Consider the following 23,819-nt stretch of genomic DNA (forward strand, 5'->3'; position numbering starts at 1 on the left):
CAAAAATTGTTCCTTAATTATCTTTAATTGCTTCAATGCCTGGTAAAGATTTTCCCTCTAGCATTTCTAGCATTGCTCCTCCTCCTGTAGAAACATAACTTACTTTATTTTCAAAACCAAATTGTTTCACAGCAGCAACACTATCACCTCCACCTACTAACGAAAAAGCTCCGTTTTTTGTTGCTTCTGCAATAGCATTTCCTAAAGCAACCGTTCCTGTAGAGAACTTAGGCATTTCAAATACACCTAGAGGTCCGTTCCACAATATAATTTTAGATTTAGCGATAACATCAGCGAAGATTTTGTTGGTTTCTTCTCCTACATCTAATCCCATCCATCCAGCAGGGATTTCATTTATTTTTTCTGTTTTAATGTTAGCATCGTTAGAAAAAGCATCAGCGATTAGAGCGTCTACAGGTAGGTGAACTTCTACATTTTTTTCTTTGGCTTGTTTTAAAATTTCTAAAGCCAAATCTAATTTATCATCTTCTACAAGTGAATCTCCTACATTTCCGCCTTGAGCTTTAATGAAAGTAAAGGTCATTCCTCCACCTATAATGAGGTGGTCTATTTTATCTAAAATATTTTCAATTACCGTAATTTTTGAAGAAACTTTAGCTCCGCCTAAAATTGCGGTTACAGGTTTTTCGGAAGAATTGAATACTTTATCAATACTTTCAATTTCCTTAGCTAGTAAAGTACCAAAGCATTTATCTTCAAAATATTTAGCCACTACAGTCGTAGAAGCATGCGCTCTGTGTGCAGTACCAAAAGCGTCGTTTACATAAATATCACCATGCTGAACTAATTGTTCCGCGAAAGCGTCATCTCCTTTTTTCTCCTCTTCATGAAACCTTAAGTTTTCTAACAACAATACTTCCCCATTTTGCAAATTTTTAGAAGCTTCTAGAGCATCTTTCCCAACGCAATCATCAACAAATTTTATTTGCACTCCAATTACTTCAGTAACTTTATCTACAATATGTTTTAAAGAATATTTTTCTTCTTTTCCTGAAGGTCTGCCTAAATGTGACATAAGTACTACACTACCGCCGTCTTCTAAAATCCTGGTAATCGTTTCTTTAGCCGATTGTATTCTAGTCGCATCGGTAACCTCAAAATTATCGTTTAAGGGTACATTAAAATCTACGCGAATTAGAGCTTTTTTATCTTTAAAATTAAAGTCGTTAAGTGTTTTCATGAAAAGTTTTTTTCAAAGTTAAATAATTATCACATTTGACTGCATCAAGCGGTAAAATAAATTAAAATTTAGTTAATTTCGTCTTCCTATGTTGTTTTCAGAAATTTTAGGTTTAGACCACATTAAGAAGCATCTTACCACGAGTATAGATAGCGGAAGAATACCTCATGCTCAACTTTTTGTAGGTAAAAACGGGAGCGGAACTTTGCCTACTGCCATTGCTTATGCAAGGTATTTATTGTGCAATGACAGCGATAGAAAAGAGGCTTGTAATCTTGCGTTTAACAAACTTGCTCATCCAGATTTACATTTTACTTATCCTGTTGCAAACAATGATAAAATAAAAAAGAACGCTGCTGCGGAAGATTTTACTGCCGAGTGGCGAGAGTTTGTTCTATCTTTTCCTTACGGGAGTGTATTTGATTGGTATCAAACCCTAGGAATAGAAAACAAACAAGGAAATATTAGTGTTAGAGATGCTCAAAATATTCTTAAGACTCTAAGTTTAAAATCTTATGAAGGAGGTTACAAAGTGATGATTATTTGGGAAGCCGATAAATTAAACACTTCTGCTTCTAACAAATTATTAAAACTAATTGAAGAGCCGCCAGAGAAAACCATTTTCATTTTAGTTACAGAAAATGAAGAGCAAATTTTACAAACTATCCGTTCGCGTTGCCAAGCATTACATTTTCCTCCGTTAGGGGAAAGCGTTATCGCAAAAGCATTAGAAGAAAAGGGGGTCGCTTCCGCGGAAGCGATAAAAATAGCGCACAAATCTGACGGAAGTTATACGTTAGCATTGCATATGCTAGAGCATCACGAGAGTGAAGACTTATTTGAAAGTTGGTTTATCACTTGGGTAAGATCTGCGTTTAGAGCAAAGGGTAATAAAGCTGCCATTAAAGATATTTTACAGTGGAGCGAAGATATTGCTGCTACAGGAAGAGAAACCCAAAAGAAATTTTTACACTATTGTCTCGATTTTTTTAGACAAGCTTTACTGTACAATTATAACAGTCAATCTCTAGTTTATTTAGAGCCAGAAACTCCCGGGTTTGAGCTTAAAAAATTCGCTCCGTTTATACATAGTAATAATATTTTGCAAATTACTGAAGAGGTAGAAAAGGCTATCTATCATATAGAACGCAATGTAAATTCTAAAATTACTTTGGCAGATTTATCTATAAAACTTACTCGTTTATTACATCAAAAAGAATAAGTATTACAATACAAACAAAAAAAAGCCTGCTAAATAGCAGGCTTTTTTTTATAATAAGATTCAGCTTATTTTGCACTTTCATTTAATGCTTTTAAAACTTCTTCTGTAATATCTCTACCTTCTTTTGCATACATAATGTTAGCCGACTCGTTAGAGCCAAAAATGTAAGTATATCCATTTTTCTCTCCATAGTCTGCCACAAAATCTTTTACTTTAGTAATCAATGAGTCAATTACCACGTCGCTTTCCTCTCTAAGTTGGTTGCTTTGCATTTGCTGCTGACGCTGTAACTGCTGCTGCTTTTGCATAAGCATAGATTCTTTTTCTTGCTTTTCTGCAGATGATAACGAAGCAGATTGCTGTTGATACTGTTGTACTTCTAATTGAAATTGTTGAGCTACAGAATCTAATTCTTTTTTAAGCTTTTCAGACTTTTTGGTAAATTTCGCTTCAGTAGATTTCATTTCTTTAAAATCTTGAATCAATTGTGAATTATCTACATAAGCAGTTTTTTCTTGATTACAAGAAGATAATACTACCGCACCAAAAACTAAAAGGATGACTTTCTTCATTTTCATTTTATTAAAATTTTTTGCTAAAGTAATAAGTATTCTATAAAAACCTGATTTAAATAAACATATATTTAAAATCAATTCTAAAATAAATTCCTATAGATATTATCTATGTAAAATTATTAAATATAGTGTTGTTTAGGAGTTTGATTTATTTAGAGACACTATATTTACTACATTAACACATGAAACGCTCTTAAAACGGCTTATTTGGCTTTTTGAAAGGTATAAATATGAGAAGAATAGTTTTGAATGGTTTTAGCTTTGAAATTACTCTTTAAACCCACCTTAAATGCTTTAAAATAATTTGGAGACTTATTTCTATATTTTTCAGATAATAAACTTACATAAAAAGAATCAAACCAAAGTGGATGAATTGATTTTTGTACAAAATTATATTTAGTAAATAATCTTTTAATACCTTTTTTTGAAAAATGCCATAAATGTCTTGGTACATCATAGGCTGCCCAATACTCCTTATAGTATTTTGCATCGTAGCTTTCAAAATTAGGAACAGCAATTACTAAAACTCCGTTTGGCTTTAATAAATGATGAAACTGTTCAATTTGTTCTTTTAGATTTGGAATATGTTCTAATACATGCCACAGTGTAATGACATCAAACTTTTCATTATTGAAACTTGATAAATCTCTTAATAAATTTAGATTTTTGCTTTTGGCTAAGTTTCTTGCTTTTTCGTTTGGTTCTACTCCACTTACCCTCCAATTATGCTTAGAAATATATTGTAAAAAATCTCCTGTTCCTGCACCAATATCTAAGATTGTTTTTTCTTCGGTAGCAAATGAATTGATCAATTTTAGCTTCTGCACAAGCATCATTTTTTTTACAGATTGATACGCTTTATCAAATAGACTTTTTGAAGAATCTGTATGCGAAATATAATCTTCACTTTTATAATATGAAGGAAGTTCTTCTAAAGAAGGTTGCGGATGAGTTATTAAAATATCCTTTTCAGCATTCCAAATTAATTGAAATTCTTTTTGAGAAACCGTATAATCTTTACAAGATAGATAAACCTCAGTCGTTTTTTCCATGGCTTAATTTAGATAATTTTTATAACGAAGAAGTTTATTAATAATGGCTTTACTCATCATAGAAGGAGGTGATAAAACATCTTTACCGTTTTCGTCGGTGACTTGGATATGCACGTAATGATAATAAATTGTATCGGGATTAGGATCTTTATTCTTATCTAATCTCTCATTATCGGTTTCTAAAGCTTCCCTTATCATAAATCCTAAAAAGTTTACCATTACATCTTTATCTTTACTTGTATAAATAAAAACGTTTAAATTCTCATCAGGAAAAAGCTGATCTGTGGTAAAATTAAGAGGCATATAAGGTAAATCCATCTTAAAGAATAAGATAGATTGCTTTTCAAAATCTTTTTCATTCCCCGAATATTCAAATATAAATGTAGAAAGAGCTTCTTCTTTATTGTGATCTAATTCATAAACATCTATTTTTTTTGCCCTATGTGTATAAAAACACGATTGAAACAATATGGAAACACAAAATAGAATTAAAAACTTCTTCATTTTATAACATGTTCCACGTGGAACATTTAAAATTTATCTTCCTAAATACACCAATAAAACTGAAATATCTGCCGGACTTACTCCACTTACACGAGAAGCTTGTGAAACCGTAGTAGGCTGAATTTTATTTAATTTTTCCCTAGCTTCTAAAGACATCGATTGGATAGGAGAATAATCAAAATTTGCAGGAATTTTTAAATTTTCTAAACGTTGAAGTTTATCTGCATTATTCTTTTCCTTATCAATATAACCCGAATACTTAACTTGTATTTCAGCTTGTTCTAAAACCTCTTCATCTAATTGATGTTTCTGCACGTAATTTTCTACAGCCTCAAATTTTCTAACATCTTGCATAGTTATATTAGGTCTTGCAAAAAGTTTAAACATCTTACCACTTTGTTTTACTAAAGCAGAATTGTTTTCTTCTAAAACAGGGTTTGCTTCTTCAGGAGAAACGCTTGTTTCTTTAAAGAAATTTACGAAATTTTGAGAAGCCTCTTTTTTCTCATGCATTCTTTTTAATCTTTTCTCTGAGGCTAAACCAATATTATAGCTTTTCTCCGTTAAACGGAAATCTGCATTATCTTGTCTTAACAACGTACGATACTCTGCACGAGAGGTAAACATTCTATATGGCTCTTCTGTACCTTTTGTAATTAGATCGTCTATAAGAACCCCTATATATGCTTCATCTCTTTTTAATATAAATACTTCTCTTTCTTGAACTTTTAAAGCAGCGTTTATTCCTGCCATCAACCCTTGAGAAGCCGCTTCTTCATAACCAGTAGTTCCGTTAATTTGACCCGCAAAATAAAGCCCTTTAACCAATTTGGTTTCTAAGGTATGTTTTAGCTGCGTTGGTGGAAAATAATCGTATTCTATCGCATAACCAGGTCTAAAGAATTTGACGTTATCAAAACCTGCTACAGATTTTAGAGCTTTGTATTGAACATCTTCTGGTAAACTAGTAGAAAAACCATTAACATAATATTCTACGGTATTCCATCCTTCTGGCTCTACAAACAATTGATGACGATCTTTATCTGCAAATCGGTTAATTTTATCTTCTATACTCGGGCAATATCTTGGTCCGACGCTTTCGATTCTACCATTAAACATTGGAGAACGATCAAAGCCTTCACGTAAAAGATCATGCACTTGAGTAGAAGTGTATGTCATATGACAGGAACGTTGATTCTTTAAAGGCTGTGTGGTATCTAAATAAGAAAATTTAGCTGGTACTTCATCTCCTGGTTGCTCAATCATTTTAGAGAAATCTAAAGAACGACCATCTACTCTTGGAGGTGTACCCGTTTTCATTCTACCAGATTCAAAACCTAATTCAACGAGATCTGCAGTAATCCCTGTTGCAGCTCTTTCGCCTGCTCTACCTCCACCAAAGTTTTTATCACCAATGTGAATTAATCCGTTAAGGAAAGTTCCGTTGGTAAGAATGACAGATTTGGCTTTAATTTCAATTCCTAAAGAAGTTTTCACCCCCTTAATTTCCTCACCTTCAATAATTAATCCTGAAACCATTTCTTGATAAAAATCAAGATTTTTAGTTTTTTCCAGCATCAATCTCCAGTCTTCAGCAAAACGCATACGATCACTTTGTACTCTAGGACTCCACATAGCAGGTCCCTTACTTTTATTAAGCATTTTGAATTGTATAGCACTGGTATCACTAACGATACCACTATAACCTCCTAATGCATCAATTTCGCGAACGATTTGTCCTTTTGCGATACCTCCCATTGCAGGATTACAAGACATTTGTGCAATATTTTGAAGGCTCATAGTAATTAATAAAGTCTTACTACCCATATTTGCAGCAGAAGCAGCTGCTTCACTACCGGCGTGACCACCACCAACAACTATTACGTCATATTCATCTAAAAACATAAAAATACCTCCTATTGTTCCACGTGGAACATTTTCATTTTTTCATTTTCTTTCTCTGTCATTAGCGCTTGTTCTTCGTCAGTTTTATCATTAAAACCGCAAAGATGTAAAACACCGTGACACATTACCCGTCGAAGTTCAGTTTCAAAACTTACATCAAAATCTTGAGCATTATCTCTCACTCTTTCTGTAGATATATAAATATCACTGTTTACTTGTTTACCCATATTGTAATTGAATGTTATAATATCGGTTAACGTATCGTGATTTAAAAAATCATTATTTAAGTTGAGTAAATAATCGTCATCACAAAAAATATAATTAATCTCACCTTCAGAATGACCTTCAGAATTTATAATAGAAGAAATCCACTCTTCATAGGTGGACTTATTCTCTAAAGTAAAATCATTTTCACTAAAAAATTGAATCATTATTCTTGTGTAAAATATTCTTTAACTATCTCCTGATAATTTTTTTGCAAAGGTAAGGCTTGTCTATTTAATATTTCAGTAGTATTAAAATAATCTTTAGCCTTTGTTTTTAAACGGTTAGCTTCATTAGAATATTCTTTTTCGTTGCTTTGAGATATCCTTTTTTGTTCTTCTCCTTGTTTTATTAAAGCTTTTTCCATTTCTAATAAGCGGTGCTCAATATTCTTCATTTTACTACCAGTATTTTGGGTAACGCCTTTGGTTAGCAATTCATCTTCTATCTGTTCCATCGCACGGGATAATTGCTGAGCCTCTTTTCCTAAACCTTGTTGTTGGATAATATCATTTAATTGCATCCTCAAAGATTGTTGTTCTTTAAAAATTTCAAAAAGCTCTTTACTCATTTTTTCTGAATCTCCATCTCCTCCACTCTCTCCATTGCTACCTTGACTACCAGGTTTACCTTCCCCAGGCTTTTGTCCCTTTTCACCATCTTTTCCTTCTTGGCCATCCCCAGGTTTTTTACCGTTTGGTGAATCACCCTTCTTTTGTCCCTCTCCAGGTTTCTTTCCTTTTTCTCCAGCTTTTTCTCCTAATTCTCCTTGTTTCTTTATTATATCTTTTAATTGAAATCCAGCTCCTTGACCTTCTCCTTCCTTACCCTTTCCGCTAGAACCTTGTCCTTTTCCTTTTGCGTTCATCTGCATCTGCATCTGATCTAAACTTTCATTCAACATATTAGCCAAATCATTTGCACCTTTAAACACGTATTGCTGACTGGCAACTCCTCTTGATAATTGATTTTCTGCAAAACGTTCTAAGGATTTATCAATATTAAAATTAATATCTGTAATTACTGATGTTATATTTTCAGATATCATAGGGTTTCTAGAAGCCAAAGCAAACAAACTATCATCTACGTGCTTAAAGTTTTCTTTTAAACTTTGCTGTTGTTTAAGATTTTGTACATAACGCGGACTATTATCATTTAGCGATTCAAATTGAAGCATAAGATCTTCTTGTTCGAAAGAAAAAGTAATCAAATTATCTAAAATCTGACGTAGCATTTCGGCGTCTTCTTTCATTTGATCAGCTCCTGATTGAGCCATCATAGATTGCATTTTTTTTGACATCTGTTGCATCTTTTCAGCAGCAGATTTTTGCTTTTGTTGTGCAGATTTTTTTTGTGGTGATGAAGAAGAATTCTCTTCACTTTCATTTTTTTCTAAATCCTCTTTCGCTCCTTCCTGATCTTTTTTTATGGCATTTTCTTGAGATTCTTCCCTCGGCATATCCATAGGCTCTTTAAGCTGCTCATTTTCTTTTTCAAGCTCATCCATTTCTTTTTGAATATCTTCAAAATCTTTGTTCAATTCTTCTTGAGCTTCAGCGGTATTTTCTTCTTCCTGCAAACTTAATTTCTCTTGTTCTTTGGCTAATTCGTCTAAATCTGAAGCTATCTTTTCTGCTTTTTGCTCTACATAATAGCGTTTCGTTAATTCTAGCAATTGCTCTAAAGATTTTTGCTGAGTTGTATTTCGTTTAGATAATTCTTCCATTTGCTTGTGCAAATTTTCTTTATCTAACTTTTCTTGATATTTTTCTAACTCTTCTAACAGCTTATTGTCCTTTTCAATTTCTTGCTGACTTTTTTCTATACGTTGTTCAAGTTCCTTTTTAAATGGATCGTTGGTTTTTAATTCTTGCAAATTTTGTTTCATCTTTTCGGTGTAAGATTTCATCAATTCATCTTGTCGACGTTGTCTTTCCGTAAAGTTTTTTAGCTTTTCTTTGTCTTGATAATTCAGTTGTTTCTTCTCACGTTGAGATTGGTCTAACTGTTTCATTTGCTCATTACTCTCTTTCATTTCTTTAAGAGATTCACTCATACCTTCAATCGCATTTTCTTGATTGTTTAGGTTCTTTTCTTTCTTTTCTATATCGGTAAGTAATTGATAACCAAAAACTTCACTTTTTTTAGATTTATAGTTATGAACTGCATCATTATCAGTTACTTGAAAATAAAACTCATAAGGAACATCTTTTTCCAATTCTAAATCATTAGGAAATTGATAGTAAAATTCGGCGTAATCTTTTCCGTTAAACGGAAGTTTTTTTGTTTCTATATTTTCACGATCACGAATAGGATAATACACAATTTGTAAATTGGTAATAGCATGGTCATCTGTTATTGTTCCTTTAAAATAATGAATATCGATGTTAGTAGAATCTTCCTTCTTCTTTACTTCTATGGTTGGGAATTCATCTTTAATCACCTTTAATGAGTAGTACAATTTTTCGTAATCTTTCAATGCTTTATTACTAGTCACTACCACGTAATCTAGAGAATTGTAAATACTTTTTTCTAATAAAAATTCACTTTTTTGTTTAGTAAAATTATACAAACTATCGGCTAAATTTAGCTGAACCTCATCGGTGGCATTGGTCATTAATTGCCATGTTACTTTTGTTCCTTCAGGAATAGTTGCATTTCCAGTTCCCTCGATTACTTCATCGGTTTGATTGATGTACGAAGGATAATCTAAAAACATTTTAAAATCTACAAGCGTTGGGACTTGAGTCACTTCAATTTCATAAGGTCGAGAGGTAACTTTGTTGGAGCTTAAATAAAATTGAGTATTCCTTTTAATCCGTGTAAACGTATATTCAAAAACGCCAGGAGTTATTTGTTTTAATACAAATTCTTTATCATTGATATGAATTTTCGCCGTTTCCGGAATTAATTTTCCTGCCGTAGAGATTTTTAGCGTCACTTCATCATTCTCCTTTACTTGAAGTTTACTTTCATCTATCTTAAAATAAAATGGCGCTGGAGGTTCATATTCAGTTTCATAATTTACCACTCGCGCATAACTATCTGTAAATAATTGTTCGTTCCCAGAAATATAAATAGCCAAAAAAATGGCTAGTGGTATTACGGCATACTTTAAATAACTTAAGTTGTGCTTAAAGTTAATTGCCGTAGAAAAAGGGACTGGTTGTAATTCTTTAGATTTTTGCTCAATACTTGCCAATAAAAGATCAGAGTCTTGAGCTTGTTTCCCTTTTTGTAATTGAAGTACATTTAAAAGCTTATCATCTACTTGGGGAAAATGTTTCCCAATCATATAAGATGCTTCTTCGTGACTTATTCCTCCTGAAAGTTTAAAAAGTTTGGTTATGGGAATGATAATAAATTTGACAAATAGACCAACTTCTACCCCAACGAAAATCCAAAATAGAATACTTCTCCCCAGAGAACTAAACCATAAAAAATATTCTAAAAAAACAATGATGAGAAAGTATAAGAAACCGATCGCAAAAAATAAAATGGCTCCTTTTAAAAGTTCATTGATATAAAACTTCTTAATAAAACCTTCTAGCTTGTGATGTATTTCTTGGTAATTGCTCATAAAGTTGCTCCTCTTCTTCTCTAACCTATAAAAGTACATAATTTACTCGATAATTGAGATTTAAATATTTAAACGCTTATATCATATATTAAATAGTCATTGTCCCAATGTTAGATTAGTAACTAACACAAATGCTTAAATACGATCTAAACTCTATTCGTTTACTTCTTAAGAACATGGTATATTTGCCAAAAAATAATTTCATGGCACAAAAAGTAAGAGTACGATTTGCTCCTAGTCCTACAGGACCTTTACATATTGGTGGTGTTAGAACTGCCCTTTTTAACTATTTATTTGCTAAAAAACATGATGGTGATTTTGTCTTACGTATAGAAGATACAGATCAAACTCGTTATGTAGAAGGCGCAGAAGATTATATTAAAGAAGCTTTAAACTGGTGCAATATTCCTTACGATGAAGGACCAGGAAAAGAAAAAGACTGCGGACCTTATCGCCAAAGTGAACGTAAAGATTTGTATCACCAATATGCTCAACAGCTTATAGATAATGGACACGCTTACTATGCGTTTGATACTGCAGAAGAGTTAGGCGCACATAGAAAAGATCACGAAGCCAATGGAAAAACATTTATTTACAATTGGCACAATAGATTAAAACTAAATAATTCTCTTTCGCTTAGCGCGGAAGAAGTTCAGCAAAAGATTGATGTAGGAGAAGCCTACGTAATTCGTTTTAAATCACCTCAAGATGAAAGCTTACACATGTATGATGAAATTAGAGGTGACATTCAAATAGATACCAATGTTTTAGACGATAAGGTACTATTTAAAAGTGATGGAATGCCTACGTATCACTTAGCGAATATTGTTGATGACCATTTAATGCAAATATCTCACGTAATTCGTGGAGAAGAATGGTTGCCTTCTATGCCTTTACACGTATTATTATATAAAGCCTTTGGTTGGGAAGCTCCAAAATTTGCTCATCTACCTTTAATTTTAAAACCTACCGGAAAAGGAAAATTAAGTAAGCGTGACGGCGATAAATTAGGGTTCCCTGTATTTCCATTACAATGGAAAGATCCTAAAACAGGAGAGATTGCTTCAGGGTATAGAGAAGATGGTTATTTGCCAGAAACGGTAGTTAATATGCTTGCATTTTTAGGTTGGAATGAAGGAGAAGGTTCAGAAAAAGAAATGTATTCTTTAGCAGAATTGGTAGATGCTTTTAGTTTGGGACACGTGTCAAAATCTGGAGCTAAATTTGATCCAGAGAAAACTAAATGGTTTCAACATCAATATTTACAATTAGAAAATAATGATGCTCTAGCTACTGAATATAATGAAATTCTTAAAGAAAAAGGATTTGCACCTTCTCAAGAATATGTAGAAGAAGTGGTAGCCACCATTAAAGAAAGAGCTACATTTATAAGCGATTTTTGGGATTTAAGTAGTTTCTATTTTGAAGCTCCAACAGAATTAGATGCTAAAGGCTTTAAAAAAGCTTGGAAGGACGATACATCTAGTATTATGAGGCAAGTGATTGGAGAAATTCAAAAAATTGAAGATTTTTCTCAAGAAAATACTCAAAGTCAAATAAAATCGTGGATTACTTCACAAGAAATTGGTTTTGGCAAAGTCATGCAACCTTTAAGACTTTCTATCGTAGGTGCGATGAAAGGACCAGATTTATTTCATATTATTTCTTCTATAGGGAAAGAAGAAACTATTAAAAGAATAGAATTTGCTATAGCACAAGCATAAAATTTCTACAATATTCCTTTCGTGAATGGAGTTAACATTTAAAAATCTCGTCATGAAAGGAATATTTTTTTATCTCTTACTATTTGTTTCTGCTTTAAGCTTTTCGCAGCCCTCTACTAAAGCGTTACAATTGTCAAATTCCGCTCTAGCGCTGACAAAGCAATATGTTACTTACGATCCTAGTTATTTCTCTATCAATTATCCTAACGGAGATGTACCTTCAGATAAAGGAGTCTGCACCGATGTAGTGATAAGAACCTACCGAAAATTAGACATTGATTTACAAGAGTTGGTTCATAACGATATGAAAGCTCATTTTAATAAGTATCCAAACTTTTGGGGACTCAAATCTACCGATACCAACATAGATCACAGAAGAGTACCCAATTTAATGGTGTTTTTTAAACGAAAGGGAACAGAAAAACCTATTACACAAAACCCTAATGACTATTTACCTGGAGATATTGTCTGTTGGAGTTTGGGAAGCGGTAAGACGCATATTGGGATGGTCACACATAAGAAATCTATCGATGATAAAAGATATAAAATTGTGCATAACATTGGTGCGGGCCAAGTATTAGAAGATTGTCTTTTCAATTTTAAAATAATTGGTCACTATAGCTATTAAAAATAGATCGTTAAACCAGCTTCTAACATACTTATATTTCCTTTAAATTCTTCTCCATTATTTTCTAAAGTTTCATCATTTAAAGGTTTAAAAAAATTATTAACTCCGTATTGATAGCGAGCAAACACTCTAAAATGTTCAAAACCAGCTGTAGCACCAGCGATTACATTAAAATTGATGGTAGAAATTTCTTCAATATCATTTATTTGTAAGGTGTTGTAACCATCTATAATATAATTTTCATTTCTATCATCGTAATTCAATTTACTGTTTAACTGTAATGCTGGGCCTAATTCTAAACTTAAATGTTTGTGGATTAAAACCAAACTTCCTAAAAGTTTTACTTGTACGGCAAGCATACTCATATCAACTTCGCTTGTATTGGATAGAGTGGTCTCTCTCGCATCTATCCCAAATTTTTGACTATAGAAATCAATTCCGTAAATCATATCAAAACTATTCACAATTCCTCCTCTTACAGAAAAACCTCCTGTAAAACCAGTTTGTGGAGTAGTATTAAAATTGTCAGTAAGAATATTAAAAGAACTTACGCCACCTTGAATTCCTATATAATTGTATTGAGATCGGTATTGAGCTTGAGCAGAAAAACCGAATAAAAGTATGGCAAATAAAGAAAAAAACTTAAAAAATTGAATCATTAGAGGAAAGTTAAAAATTTAACAATTATATTTAAATGCTAATTTAATTCAAATTTATTTATGGGACCATTTTTATTGGGTTTTGCCTTCTTTTTTGGTTTAATCATCATCATTACCGGAATATTTACGGTAAAACAACAAACTGCTGCTGTGGTTGAACGCTTTGGGAGATTCTTAAGTATTAGAAATTCAGGTTTACAATTTAAGATTCCGATCATTGATAAAATTGCTGGGAGAGTTAACTTAAAAATTCAGCAATTAGATGTTATTGTAGAAACTAAAACTAAAGATGATGTTTTCGTTCACTTGAAAATATCTGTACAGTTTCAAGTAATTAGAGATAAGGTTTATGACGCATTCTACAAGCTTGAAAATCCGCAGAATCAGATTACTTCTTATGTTTTTGATGTTGTACGTGCAGAGGTGCCTAAAATGAAGTTAGATGATGTTTTTGAGCGTAAAGATGATATTGCTATTGCTGTAAAAGAAGAACTTAATGATGCCATGATGGATTATGGGTATGATATTATAAAAACATTAGTGACCGATATTGATCCTGATGTAAAAGTAAAGGAAGCTATGAACCGTATTAACGCTTCTGAAAGAGAAAAAGTAGCGGCGGAGTATGAGGCAGAAGCAGACCGAATTAAAATTGTAGCTAAAGCTAGAGCTGAAGCAGAAAGTAAACGTTTACAAGGACAAGGTATTGCCGACCAGCGTAGAGAAATTGCTCGTGGTTTAGAAGAATCTGTAGATGTACTTAACAATGTAGGAATTAATTCACAAGAAGCATCGGCACTGATCGTTGTGACTCAACATTATGATACTTTGCAGTCTATTGGTAGTGAAACTGATACCAATTTAATTTTATTACCAAACTCTCCACAAGCGGGTAGCGATATGTTAAACAATATGATTGCTTCATTTACCGCTTCCAATCAAATTGGAGAAAAGATGAAAGAACAAAATAGAGCTAAAGGAATTGTAAACAAGAAGAATAAAGATAACCGAAACTCTAATGATAATAATGATTTAGAATTTTAGATGAACTTTGAGTTTTAAAACAAAAAAATCCTGTGTTTTCACTCAGGATTTTTTTTTGTCACATTATATTCTGTTATCTTCTAGATCCTATAATTTTACTTACAATTTTAAGTATAAATGCTTTTTTAGCTATTGATGTAGCTAACCCTGTAATAATGGAAACTGGAGATAAATCTTCTTTAATTTCTTCTGCATTGATCTTTAATTTCTCCTTATTAATCTGACTTTGAAGTTTTAAAATCTTCAAATCATGATTTATTTCATCGTAAGAACTATAAACTTTCATATACTAACTTTTGTGGAGTTCACTTTCTAAAGGTTCGTCTACTACATCTTTTAAGGTGCTTTCATTAAATACAATCTTAGAAGCTTTCTCTAAAATCAATTTATTAAATAGGTTCTTTCCGTAAAGTAGTAGTAAAATAAATATTAAAAAATATACACCGCCTACGATAAAGAAACCATAACTAAGCTGTCCTATACTTTCTCCAATAAGTATTGAAAAACCTACAGAAATGAAGCCTAAAAAGAGAAGAAAAACACTTCCTATAATTAAAAGCCTAATAATAATTGATGATCCTCTAGTTACTTTTTTAAAGGCATCTAATTTATAATATTCAAGCGTACTGTTAATATACGCTTGAATATTATCGCTAAGTTCATCAATATGGTTAGTTAGGTTATTAATGGACATATTTTAAGAAGTTGCATTTTTCGCTTTATTTTTCAACTCATCTACCTTAGACTCTGCATGAAATTTAGCATTTTTTGCTCTTAATTCTTCCAATTTATGTTCCATGGCAGACAAAATATCATCGGCTTTATAACTTGCAGATGATAAAGTTTCATCTAATTTAGACTCAAAACTATATTTAGCTTTTTTAGCAGATTCCGTTAAGTGTTTGCTCGTTTCGTTAACCTGCTTATCTAATTTAGTTTTTGCTTTTTTAGCTTCTTTATTTAATTTTTTTCTTGTGTTTTCCCCTTTATCTGGAGCGTATAAAAGTCCAACTCCTGCTCCAATCGCTGCTCCTGTTATTAAAGCTAAAAGTGTGTTTCCTGTATTTGCCATTTTCTATAAGTTTGATTAGTTAATTTATACTACCAAATATACGTGGCATCACAATATTTTGCTGTTAATAACCGGTTAATAAATAAAGTAACAGTCTTAAATTATTCTTAATGAGACTTTTTACTCCAAGAATCACGTAAAGTTACCGTACGATTAAATACAGGTTTTTCTACACTTGTAGATTGATCTGTACAAAAATAACCGATACGTTGAAACTGAAAATGTTGTAACGCAGTAGCATTTTTTAAACTAGGTTCTACATAACCAGTAATAGTTTCTAAAGAATTAGGATTTACAAATTCTAAGAAGTCTTTTTCTTTATCTGCATCTGGTGATTCTACTGTAAATAAACGATCATATAGTCTTACCTCTGCTTTCACCGCGTGAGGGATAGAAACCCAATGTAAAGTACCTTTTACTTTACGCTTAGATTCTTCTGTACCGCTACCACTTTTACTTTTAGGATCGTATGTACAGTGTACTTCTACGATATTACCATCATCATCTTTTACGACAGACTCGCCTTTAATAATATATGCATTCTTTAAGCGTACCTCTTTTCCTAAAGTTAAGCGGAAAAACTTACGATTAGCTTCTTCTTTAAAGTCTTCTTGTTCTATATAAATTTCTCTAGAAAGAGGAATTTCTCTACTTCCTGCAGTTTCATCTTCGGGGTTATTTTCTGCATCTAACCACTCTTCTTTTCCTTCTTCGTAGTTTGTAATTATAACTTTTAAAGGATTTAAAACTCCCATTACTCGAATAGCCGTCTTATTTAAATCTTCTCGAGCACAAAACTCAAGGTGAGACATATCAATTACATTTTCGCGTTTTCCTACACCAATAGAATCTGCAAATTTTCTAATTGAATTTGCGGTGTAACCTCTTCGGCGTAAGCCAGAAATAGTAGGCATTCTAGGATCATCCCACGACTCTACTACTTTCTTTTCTACTAATTGAGCCAATTTACGTTTACTTACTACCGTATGGCTTAAATTGCGTCGTGCAAACTCTCTTTGTTTAGGTTGAAATTCTTGAGGCTGACTCACCTTATTTACAAACCAATTATATAATTCTCTATGCGGTAAAAATTCTAACGTACAAAAAGAATGTGATATGCTTTCTATAAAATCACTCTCCCCGTGTGCCCAATCATACATAGGGTAGATTTTCCAATCGTTATTGGTACGGTGGTGAGGTTTATGTAATGTTCTATACATAATAGGATCTCGCATAAGCATATTTCCCGAAGCCATATCAATTTTAGCTCTTAGCACGTGCTTACCTTCTTCTGTTTCTCCATTTTTCATGGCTTCAAAAAGAGATAAATTTTCTTCTATAGATCTTTCACGATAAGGACTAGCTACACCTGCTTGTGTTGGAGTTCCTTTTTGTTCTGCTATTTTAGCTGAAGCTTGACTATCTACATATGCATCGCCATTTTTAATCATTTCTACAGCCCAATCATACAGCTGCTGAAAATAATCTGAAGCATAGCATTCTTTCTCCCATTTAAAACCTAGCCACTCTACATCTCGTTTAATCGCATCTACAAATTCTTGTTCTTCTTTAATAGGGTTCGTGTCATCAAAACGCAAATTAACTGGCGCATTGTAACGTAAACCTAAGCCAAAATTTAAATTGATTGACGAGGCGTGACCAATGTGTAAATAACCATTAGGTTCTGGAGGAAATCGAAATTTTAACTCCTCTTTTTTATATCCATTTTGAAGATCTTCTTCAATAATTTGCTCTATAAAATTCAATGATTTTTTTTCTTCTGTCATAACTAAAATTCAATATGCGCAAAGTTATCAAAAATTACCTCACAAGCCTTTATAGTTTAAATAGGAATTGTAATTTTAATAAAAAATATAGGTTATGAATGAAATAACTAAAATCATTCTTTTCTCTGGACTTTCTGGTATTACAGTTTTCCTTGGCGGAATTTTAGCAAGAATCTTTTTATCTAAATTTGAAAATTATTCCTACAAAATAGAAATTAATCATTTTATTACCGCTTTTGGAGGCGGAATTATTCTTTCTGCTTTAGCATTGGTATTAGTACCTAAAGGAATGGAAGAACTTTCTCTTTTTCCTATGGTAATTTTGTTTTTATTAGGTTCTAGCACTTTTTTGTTTTTAGATAGATACTTATCAAAAAAAGGTGGAAAAGTAAGTCAATTGCTTGCCATGCTTATGGATTTTGTTCCTGAAGCTATTGCGCTAGGAGCTATTTTTGCTACCGATACGCAAACAGGAACTTTACTCGCCGTCTTTATAGGATTACAAAATTTACCAGAATCATTTAACTCTTACCAAGATTTAACCAAAAGTGGTTTTGAAAGTAAAAAATCACTAATTATACTATTTCTATTAAGTTTTTCTGGAATTGTGGGAGCCTTAATTGGTTATTATTTTTTACAAGACCAACCACAAGTTACTTCGGGATTAATGCTTTTTGCTAGTGGCGGAATTTTATACCTTATATTTGAAGACATTGCTCCATCTGCCAAATTAGAACATAAATGGCTGCCTGCTTTTGGTGCCAACATTGGTTTTTTAATAGGAATTGTAGGAGAAAAATTAATAGGTTCTTAAAAACAAGTACCTTTGCCGTAATTATTTTAAAATAAAATGGGAAAAATAAAACTTCAAAACATACGTGTATTTACTAACCATGGATGCCTTGATGAAGAGGGAAAAATAGGAAGTGAATACAGTGTTAATTTAACTATACAAGCCAGTTTAAAAGCTTCCGCGGAAAGCGATCAATTAGAAGATACTGTTGATTATGTGTATCTTAATAAAGTGGTGAAAGAAGAAATGGCCATACGTTCTAAACTTTTAGAGCACGTCGCTAAACGTATATTAGATCGTATATTTAGGGATGACAATTTAATTACTTTTGCCGAAGTAGAAGTGTCTAAAATCAACCCTCCTTTAGGCGGAGATGTAGAAAAAGTAACGATTATCTTATCTAAAGAAAGATAATTTGTTTCTTTTTCATAAAAATGATTACATTTGCAGTCCTTATACAAATAAGGTGTCGTGGCCGAGTGGCTAGGCAGTGGTCTGCAACACCATCTACAGCGGTTCGAATCCGCTCGACACCTCAAAAAAAGCCCTTGAAATTTCAAGGGCTTTTTATTTTTATATAGATTTTTTTTAAGAATTTTCTGGCATTATTTCCTCTACTTTATTTTCTAATTTCTCTAATTCATTAGGAAATAGACCTCTACTAATCAAAATAACTCCAAAGACAATAATAAGTACACTTATTGCTTTCTTAAAAATGTAAATTCTTTTAGGAGTAAGTTTATGATTAAGTTTTTTTGCTAAAAGAATTTTAAAGATATCTATCACAAAATAGGTGATAAGCACGCTACTAAAAAATACCAATAACCTATCGGCATCCATATCTAATTGCGGACCAAATACGATGATTAATCCGAGCCAAAAACCCAATACACCAATGTTTACAAAGTTGAGTAAAAAGCCTTTAACCATTAAGCCTAAAACATCACTCTTTTTTAGCTTTCTCACTTCTGCATCATCGGGATGCGGTATAGCTTTCTTTTCTTTGACGTAAGTAATCGTACCATAAGTAGCTAAAACAGCTCCTCCAAAAATAAATAAAGCCGGATCGTCTTTTATACTTTGTAATAATTTACTGGTACTAAAATAAGCGATAGAAAGAAAAACAATATCGGCTAAAAGAACACCTATATCAAATGATATAGCAGCTCTAAAGCCTTTAATAGCCGCTGTTTCTAATAAAACAAAGAATACAGGACCTAATAGGAATGCTAAAAAAAAACCTAAAGGAATCGCTGCAAATATATCCTGAAGCATAAAAATTTATTCTATAAACAAAGATAGCAAATAGAAATCACTAAAATCGTTTTTTAATTTTTCCGCCTAAACTGGTCTTTTTATCTAATTTCTTAGGGTCTCCATACACGTCTACACTTCCACCAGCAGTTACTTTTGCTTTACAATAATCAGTTACGAAAACCTCTGCATTTCCTCCTGCTTTAATATTGGCTTCGGTATTTTTAGACTTCATTTCTTGACCTTCATATTGGCCTCCAGTTCTTATTTCTACTAATTGAGAATCTACCGTCCCATTGGTTTCGATAACACCGCCAGTAACAGCCTTTACTTCTAATTCTTTTACATTTGCTGTGGCATAAATTCTGCCTCCTTCTTGTGCTCTTAAAACTAGTTTATATTCATTAAACTCTTTTAATTCCGCGAAAGCGCCTTCATTTACATCTACGGTATGGATGGCTTTGTAATAAACTTTTACTTGCGTATCGTTCTCACTCCAAATGTTGCTTAACGATAGTTTAATATAAAGGACACCCTCATTAACTTCAGCTTTAATTTCGTCTTTATCGAAACCTGTAGCGATAATTTTATTTTCTGAAGAAGGAATTAAAATAGCTTCTATTTTATCAAAAATTTTAATTTCTTGAAAATCTTTGCCAATTAATATTTCTTCTTGTGCTTTTACGCTTAACGCGGAAATCGCTACCATTACGAATACTAAAATATTTTTCATCTTTTTGTTTTTTTGCGTTAGGGATGGAAACGGCAACCTTTTTTAAATTTCGATAAGTAATTGATAATAAAAACAGAACCTATTATTAAATAAGTTCTATTCTATCTAATCATCATAAAAAAGTTATAGTGTACAGCCCGCAGCTTTGCTAAAAGCTGAACGCCCTAATTACATTTCTACTTCTGCTTTGCTTCCAACCAAATTAAAATCTAATTGTCGTTTTACCAAATCGGCATTTTTTACAGTCACATAAACCTCATCTCCAAGTTGGTAGGTTTTTCCTGTATTACGGCCTTCTATAGCATAGTTTTCTTTGTCAAAATCGAAATGGTCTTCTTTAATATCTCTTAATTTCACCATTCCTTCGCATTTATTTTGTTCTATTTCAACATAAATACCCCATTCAGTTACGCCAGAAATTACACCCAAAAATTGTTCGTTTTCATGATCTTTCATGAATTTTACTTGCATGTATTTAATAGAATCTCGTTCTGCACTTGTAGCAAAATTTTCCATATCGCTACAGTGAGCAGATTTTTCTTCATACGCTTCTTGATCTGCCGAAGGTTTTTCTTCTAAATAGCGCTGCAATAAACGATGAACCATCACATCTGGATAACGTCTAATAGGCGATGTAAAGTGCGAATAATAATCGAACGCTAACCCGTAATGACCTATATTTTGAGTACTGTAATAGGCTTTACTCATCGTACGAATAGTAAGCGTATCTACCAGGTTCTGTTCCTTTTTGCCTTCCACGTTCTTTAATAAACTATTTAAAGAGCTAGAAATAGACTTTTTATCTTTTAGATTAAGCTTATGACCAAATTTACCTACAAGGGTTTCTAAAGCGGCTAATTTATCGTCGTTGGGCTCATCATGACATCTATAGACAAATGTTTTCTTCGGATTTTGTTTCCCGATAAACTCCGACACCTTTTTATTGGCCAACAACATAAATTCTTCAATCAACTTATTAGCATCTTTGGCAGTTTTAAAGTAAACTCCAATAGGATCGTTTTGTTCGTCTAGATTAAATTTAACTTCCACCTTATCAAAAGAGATTGCTCCATTTTTCATTCTTAAAGCTCTCATCTTTTTAGCAAGACTGTCTAAAGTCAAGACAGCATCTACAATGGGTTGTGTGGTAGTGTAAGCTGCATCTTGTATAGAAATATCTGCAGGAATATCCCCCGACTGAGTTTCTATAATATGTTGTGCTTCTTCATAAGCAAAACGGGCATCACTATAGGTTACTGTTCTACCAAACCACTGGTCTACCACATTCGCTTTTTTATCAATTTCAAAAACTGCAGAAAAAGTATATTTCTCTTCGTGTGGTCTTAAAGAACAAGCGTTGTTAGATAATACTTCTGGTAACATTGGTACTACCCTGTCTACCAAATATATTGAAGTCGCGCGATCGTAAGCTTCATCGTCTAAGATGGTCCCAGGTTGTAGATAATGAGAAACATCGGCAATGTGAATACCAACTTCATAATTTCCATTTTCTAAAGGTTGGAAGCTTAAGGCATCGTCAAAATCTTTTGCATCTTTAGGATCTATGGTAAACGTTAGAGTCTCCCGCAAATCCCGACGCTTTTTAATTTCAGTTTCCTGAATTGAAGTATCGATCTTATTCGCAAAATCTTCTATTTCTTTCGGGAATTCTCTCGGTAAGCCATTTTCTGCCAAGATAGACTGCATCTCGGTTTCGTGACTTCCTGCTTCCCCAAGAACTTCAATAATTTTACCAATAGGAGAATCGGCTTTTTCTGGCCAATCTTTTAATTCGACCAAAACCACCATTCCGTTTTGGGCTTTATCCATTTCCTCTTTAGGAATAAAGATATCGGTATACATTTTTGGATTTTGCATTTCTACAAATCCAAAATTTTCATTTAATTGAAGTTTTCCTACAAATTGAGTTTTGCTCCGCTTTATAATTTCTACAACTTCTCCTTCATTTTTTCTATTTCTTCTCCTGCGGTAAACATAAATTTTTACAATATCACCGTCTAAAGCTTTATTTAAACTTTTATGTGGAATGTAAACATCTTCTTCTAATTCATCTACAATTACATATCCGTCTTTTCTCGTAGTCATATCGAGTTTACCTTCAAAATAATCGGTACTACCGTTAATTTGAAATTTACCTCTATCAACTTCGCTAATTTGTTTTTTTATAGCTAATTCTGCTAAAGCTTTTATAATTTGATTTCTGCTATTTGCATCATCAACATCCAGTTTTGCAGCAATTTGCTTATAGTTAAATACTTGAGAACTATTTTTTCTCAATATGGTAAGTATACTTTTAGAGAGGTTATTAATTTTTTTACCTCCCGTTTTCTTTTTTCTTTTTGTCATTTAATAATTTATCTGGTCTAAAATTACAGTTATTAATTTAGATGAAAGAAATATCTGTTTAATGTTTTGTTAAGAATCTACTTATAACAAGACTTAAAATTTAAGTTACAATTATTTAAATGTTATGTGTTAAAATAAACTTAAAATTTTTTATATATTTATATAATCTAATCAACAAGCTATTATTTAGCATCTTATATTATGTATAATTCGAAAAAATTACTTCTATTTTTTATAGTGATTTTTATATTAGGCTTCTTCTTTATAGCCTTATACATAAATATTGCCTTAGATACAAACCCTACTAATAGTCACCAAGTGGAAACTACTTCTACCTACAGATAATTTTTAGCTACTTTTTTTTATTTAAAATCTTTCAATTTTTTTTGAATATAAAAGTATTTTAAAAATCTAAATCAAGATTAAACTAATAAGTATATTAAAAAGTATTTCATCTTAAATGTTATGAACATTATATATAATTATCTTTTTTCTTTTATAAATTTTAAAAAATAAATAATGATTATAATAGCGTGTTTATAGCGGTAGAAAAATACTTCTATTAATTAGGTTTTATCTGTTTTTAAATCTTCTAAACAGGTATCTTAATTAATTGTTAATTATAACTCCTTGAAATCTATTGAATTATTTTTAGTTATTAACAATGGTTAACAAGGAAGTTAATACTTAATAGTTAATTTAAAGTTTAAAATTTTCTTGTTGATAAGTGTGTTTTTAATGCTGATAAGTTTTTTTAAAATAATAACAAGTTAGCTAGGATTATTGATCACCTACGCTGTATGGAAAAATAAATTTTAAAAGCAAATTATACTTGTAAAAAGAAACCTACACTTATTCACAATTTATAGTTAATAGTAGAGGGTTCAACTTCAAGCTTATAAGTTTCTCAATTAACATTTCTAAAAATCGAATGGTTTTATCCTTTATTTTACCTTTGTAACAACTAAAAATTATAAGCTCATGACAATTTCTATAGGTAACGATCACGCAGGTACAATATATAAGAATGAAATTATTTCTTATTTAGAAAGTAAGCAAATCCAGGTTATTAACCATGGTACAAATACTAATGATAGTGTAGATTATCCAGATTTTGTGCATCCTGTAGCAAATGATGTAGAAAATGGTAAAGTAGATTTTGGTATTATTATTTGCGGGAGCGGTAATGGTGCCTCAATGACTGCAAATAAACATCAAAAAGTGAGATGTGCCTTATGTTGGACTACCGAAATTACACAGCTTGCTAGAGAACATAACAATGCCAACATTTTAAGTATTCCGGCAAGATTTACATCTGTTCATCAAGCTTTAGATATGGTAAAAATATTCTTAGAAACTGAATTTGAAGGAGGAAGACACGAAAGAAGAGTAGAAAAAATAGCTTGTAGCTAATTATTTTGAGTACGCATAACCATCAACACTCCCACGCTCCTG

General features: G+C 32.1%; 22 protein-coding genes and 1 tRNA gene. 8 read left to right on the forward strand and 15 right to left on the reverse strand.

Going from position 1 to position 23,819, the window contains the following annotated elements; genetic code table 11:
* Window positions 1–13 precede the first annotated feature (13 nt).
* Window positions 14–1,201: a phosphoglycerate kinase gene (gene pgk / locus FT986_RS01695; protein WP_147863539.1), complete on the reverse strand. Its 1,188-nt coding sequence runs from the start codon at window positions 1,199–1,201 to the stop codon at window positions 14–16.
* 88 nt (window positions 1,202–1,289) lie between these two features.
* Between pgk and FT986_RS01700 the strand changes: the two genes are divergently transcribed.
* A complete protein-coding gene (locus FT986_RS01700) occupies window positions 1,290–2,423 on the forward strand; it encodes a DNA polymerase III subunit delta' (RefSeq protein WP_147863540.1) in 1,134 nt (377 codons plus the stop codon).
* A 65-nt stretch (window positions 2,424–2,488) separates the two neighbouring features.
* Here the strand turns inward: FT986_RS01700 and FT986_RS01705 are convergent, their stop codons facing one another.
* From FT986_RS01705 to FT986_RS01730, 6 genes are all read right to left on the reverse strand, one after another.
* Window positions 2,489–3,001: an OmpH family outer membrane protein gene (locus FT986_RS01705; protein WP_370451105.1), complete on the reverse strand. Its 513-nt coding sequence runs from the start codon at window positions 2,999–3,001 to the stop codon at window positions 2,489–2,491.
* Window positions 3,002–3,201: 200 nt separating this feature from the next.
* Window positions 3,202–4,050 carry a class I SAM-dependent methyltransferase gene (locus FT986_RS01710; RefSeq protein WP_147863541.1) on the reverse strand — a complete coding sequence of 283 codons (849 nt, stop codon included), beginning with the start codon at window positions 4,048–4,050 and terminating at the stop codon, window positions 3,202–3,204.
* A 3-nt stretch (window positions 4,051–4,053) separates the two neighbouring features.
* The gene (locus FT986_RS01715) at window positions 4,054–4,554 is read right to left on the reverse strand and encodes a hypothetical protein (protein ID WP_147863542.1); all 501 of its coding nucleotides are present in this window, start codon (window positions 4,552–4,554) and stop codon (window positions 4,054–4,056) included.
* Between the two features lie 33 nt (window positions 4,555–4,587).
* Window positions 4,588–6,459, reverse strand: coding sequence for a tRNA uridine-5-carboxymethylaminomethyl(34) synthesis enzyme MnmG (gene mnmG, locus FT986_RS01720; RefSeq protein WP_147863543.1), 1,872 nt, complete (start codon window positions 6,457–6,459; stop codon window positions 4,588–4,590).
* Window positions 6,460–6,470: 11 nt separating this feature from the next.
* On the reverse strand, window positions 6,471–6,890 hold the full coding sequence (ybeY, locus tag FT986_RS01725; protein WP_111539852.1) for an rRNA maturation RNase YbeY: 420 nt from the start codon (window positions 6,888–6,890) through the stop codon (window positions 6,471–6,473).
* Window positions 6,890–10,303 carry a hypothetical protein gene (locus FT986_RS01730; RefSeq protein WP_147863544.1) on the reverse strand — a complete coding sequence of 1,138 codons (3,414 nt, stop codon included), beginning with the start codon at window positions 10,301–10,303 and terminating at the stop codon, window positions 6,890–6,892. The genes ybeY and FT986_RS01730 overlap by 1 nt, the downstream gene beginning before the upstream one ends.
* Window positions 10,304–10,506: 203 nt before the next feature.
* Between FT986_RS01730 and gltX the strand changes: the two genes are divergently transcribed.
* On the forward strand, window positions 10,507–12,027 hold the full coding sequence (gene gltX / locus FT986_RS01735; protein WP_147863545.1) for a glutamate--tRNA ligase: 1,521 nt from the start codon (window positions 10,507–10,509) through the stop codon (window positions 12,025–12,027).
* Between the two features lie 52 nt (window positions 12,028–12,079).
* Window positions 12,080–12,655, forward strand: coding sequence for a DUF1287 domain-containing protein (locus FT986_RS01740; protein ID WP_147863546.1), 576 nt, complete (start codon window positions 12,080–12,082; stop codon window positions 12,653–12,655).
* On the opposite strand, the gene FT986_RS01745 is transcribed toward FT986_RS01740, so the two are convergent.
* Window positions 12,652–13,314 carry an outer membrane beta-barrel protein gene (locus FT986_RS01745; protein WP_147863547.1) on the reverse strand — a complete coding sequence of 221 codons (663 nt, stop codon included), beginning with the start codon at window positions 13,312–13,314 and terminating at the stop codon, window positions 12,652–12,654. The two genes, FT986_RS01740 and FT986_RS01745, sit on opposite strands and share 4 nt — an antisense overlap.
* A 60-nt stretch (window positions 13,315–13,374) precedes the next feature.
* Between FT986_RS01745 and FT986_RS01750 the strand changes: the two genes are divergently transcribed.
* Entirely contained in the window at window positions 13,375–14,358 is a 984-nt protein-coding gene (locus FT986_RS01750; RefSeq protein ID WP_147863548.1) for an SPFH domain-containing protein, read from the forward strand.
* A 73-nt stretch (window positions 14,359–14,431) separates the two neighbouring features.
* Here the strand turns inward: FT986_RS01750 and FT986_RS01755 are convergent, their stop codons facing one another.
* The 4 genes from FT986_RS01755 to FT986_RS01770 form a co-directional block, all read right to left on the reverse strand.
* Window positions 14,432–14,644: a DUF6327 family protein gene (locus FT986_RS01755; RefSeq protein WP_111539846.1), complete on the reverse strand. Its 213-nt coding sequence runs from the start codon at window positions 14,642–14,644 to the stop codon at window positions 14,432–14,434.
* Between the two features lie 3 nt (window positions 14,645–14,647).
* A complete protein-coding gene (locus FT986_RS01760) occupies window positions 14,648–15,052 on the reverse strand; it encodes a phage holin family protein (protein ID WP_111539845.1) in 405 nt (134 codons plus the stop codon).
* 3 nt (window positions 15,053–15,055) lie between these two features.
* The gene (locus FT986_RS01765) at window positions 15,056–15,430 is read right to left on the reverse strand and encodes a YtxH domain-containing protein (protein WP_111539844.1); all 375 of its coding nucleotides are present in this window, start codon (window positions 15,428–15,430) and stop codon (window positions 15,056–15,058) included.
* 107 nt (window positions 15,431–15,537) lie between these two features.
* On the reverse strand, window positions 15,538–17,217 hold the full coding sequence (locus tag FT986_RS01770; protein ID WP_147863549.1) for a glutamine--tRNA ligase/YqeY domain fusion protein: 1,680 nt from the start codon (window positions 17,215–17,217) through the stop codon (window positions 15,538–15,540).
* A 94-nt stretch (window positions 17,218–17,311) separates the two neighbouring features.
* On the opposite strand from FT986_RS01770, the gene FT986_RS01775 reads away from it, so the two are divergent.
* From FT986_RS01775 to FT986_RS01785, 3 genes are all read left to right on the forward strand, one after another.
* Window positions 17,312–18,031, forward strand: a complete 720-nt coding sequence (locus FT986_RS01775) for a ZIP family metal transporter (protein ID WP_147863550.1) — start codon at window positions 17,312–17,314, stop codon at window positions 18,029–18,031.
* Between the two features lie 36 nt (window positions 18,032–18,067).
* Complete coding sequence (gene folB, locus FT986_RS01780; protein WP_147863551.1) at window positions 18,068–18,424, forward strand: dihydroneopterin aldolase; 357 nt, start codon at window positions 18,068–18,070, stop codon at window positions 18,422–18,424.
* 51 nt (window positions 18,425–18,475) lie between these two features.
* Window positions 18,476–18,546, forward strand: a tRNA-Cys gene (locus tag FT986_RS01785).
* A gap of 52 nt (window positions 18,547–18,598) precedes the next feature.
* On the opposite strand, the gene FT986_RS01790 is transcribed toward FT986_RS01785, so the two are convergent.
* The 3 genes from FT986_RS01790 to rnr form a co-directional block, all read right to left on the reverse strand.
* Window positions 18,599–19,285: a LysE family translocator gene (locus FT986_RS01790; RefSeq protein ID WP_147863552.1), complete on the reverse strand. Its 687-nt coding sequence runs from the start codon at window positions 19,283–19,285 to the stop codon at window positions 18,599–18,601.
* A 40-nt stretch (window positions 19,286–19,325) separates the two neighbouring features.
* On the reverse strand, window positions 19,326–19,997 hold the full coding sequence (locus FT986_RS01795) for a head GIN domain-containing protein (protein ID WP_147863553.1): 672 nt from the start codon (window positions 19,995–19,997) through the stop codon (window positions 19,326–19,328).
* A gap of 168 nt (window positions 19,998–20,165) precedes the next feature.
* Complete coding sequence (gene rnr / locus FT986_RS01800; protein ID WP_147863554.1) at window positions 20,166–22,364, reverse strand: ribonuclease R; 2,199 nt, start codon at window positions 22,362–22,364, stop codon at window positions 20,166–20,168.
* A gap of 981 nt (window positions 22,365–23,345) precedes the next feature.
* Here rnr and rpiB point away from each other — a divergent pair.
* A complete protein-coding gene (gene rpiB, locus FT986_RS01805) occupies window positions 23,346–23,777 on the forward strand; it encodes a ribose 5-phosphate isomerase B (protein ID WP_147863555.1) in 432 nt (143 codons plus the stop codon).
* Window positions 23,778–23,819 lie beyond the last annotated feature (42 nt).

This window comes from Mesonia sp. K4-1, assembly GCF_008017825.1.
In the GTDB taxonomy this organism is placed as follows: Bacteria; Bacteroidota; Bacteroidia; order Flavobacteriales; family Flavobacteriaceae; genus Mesonia.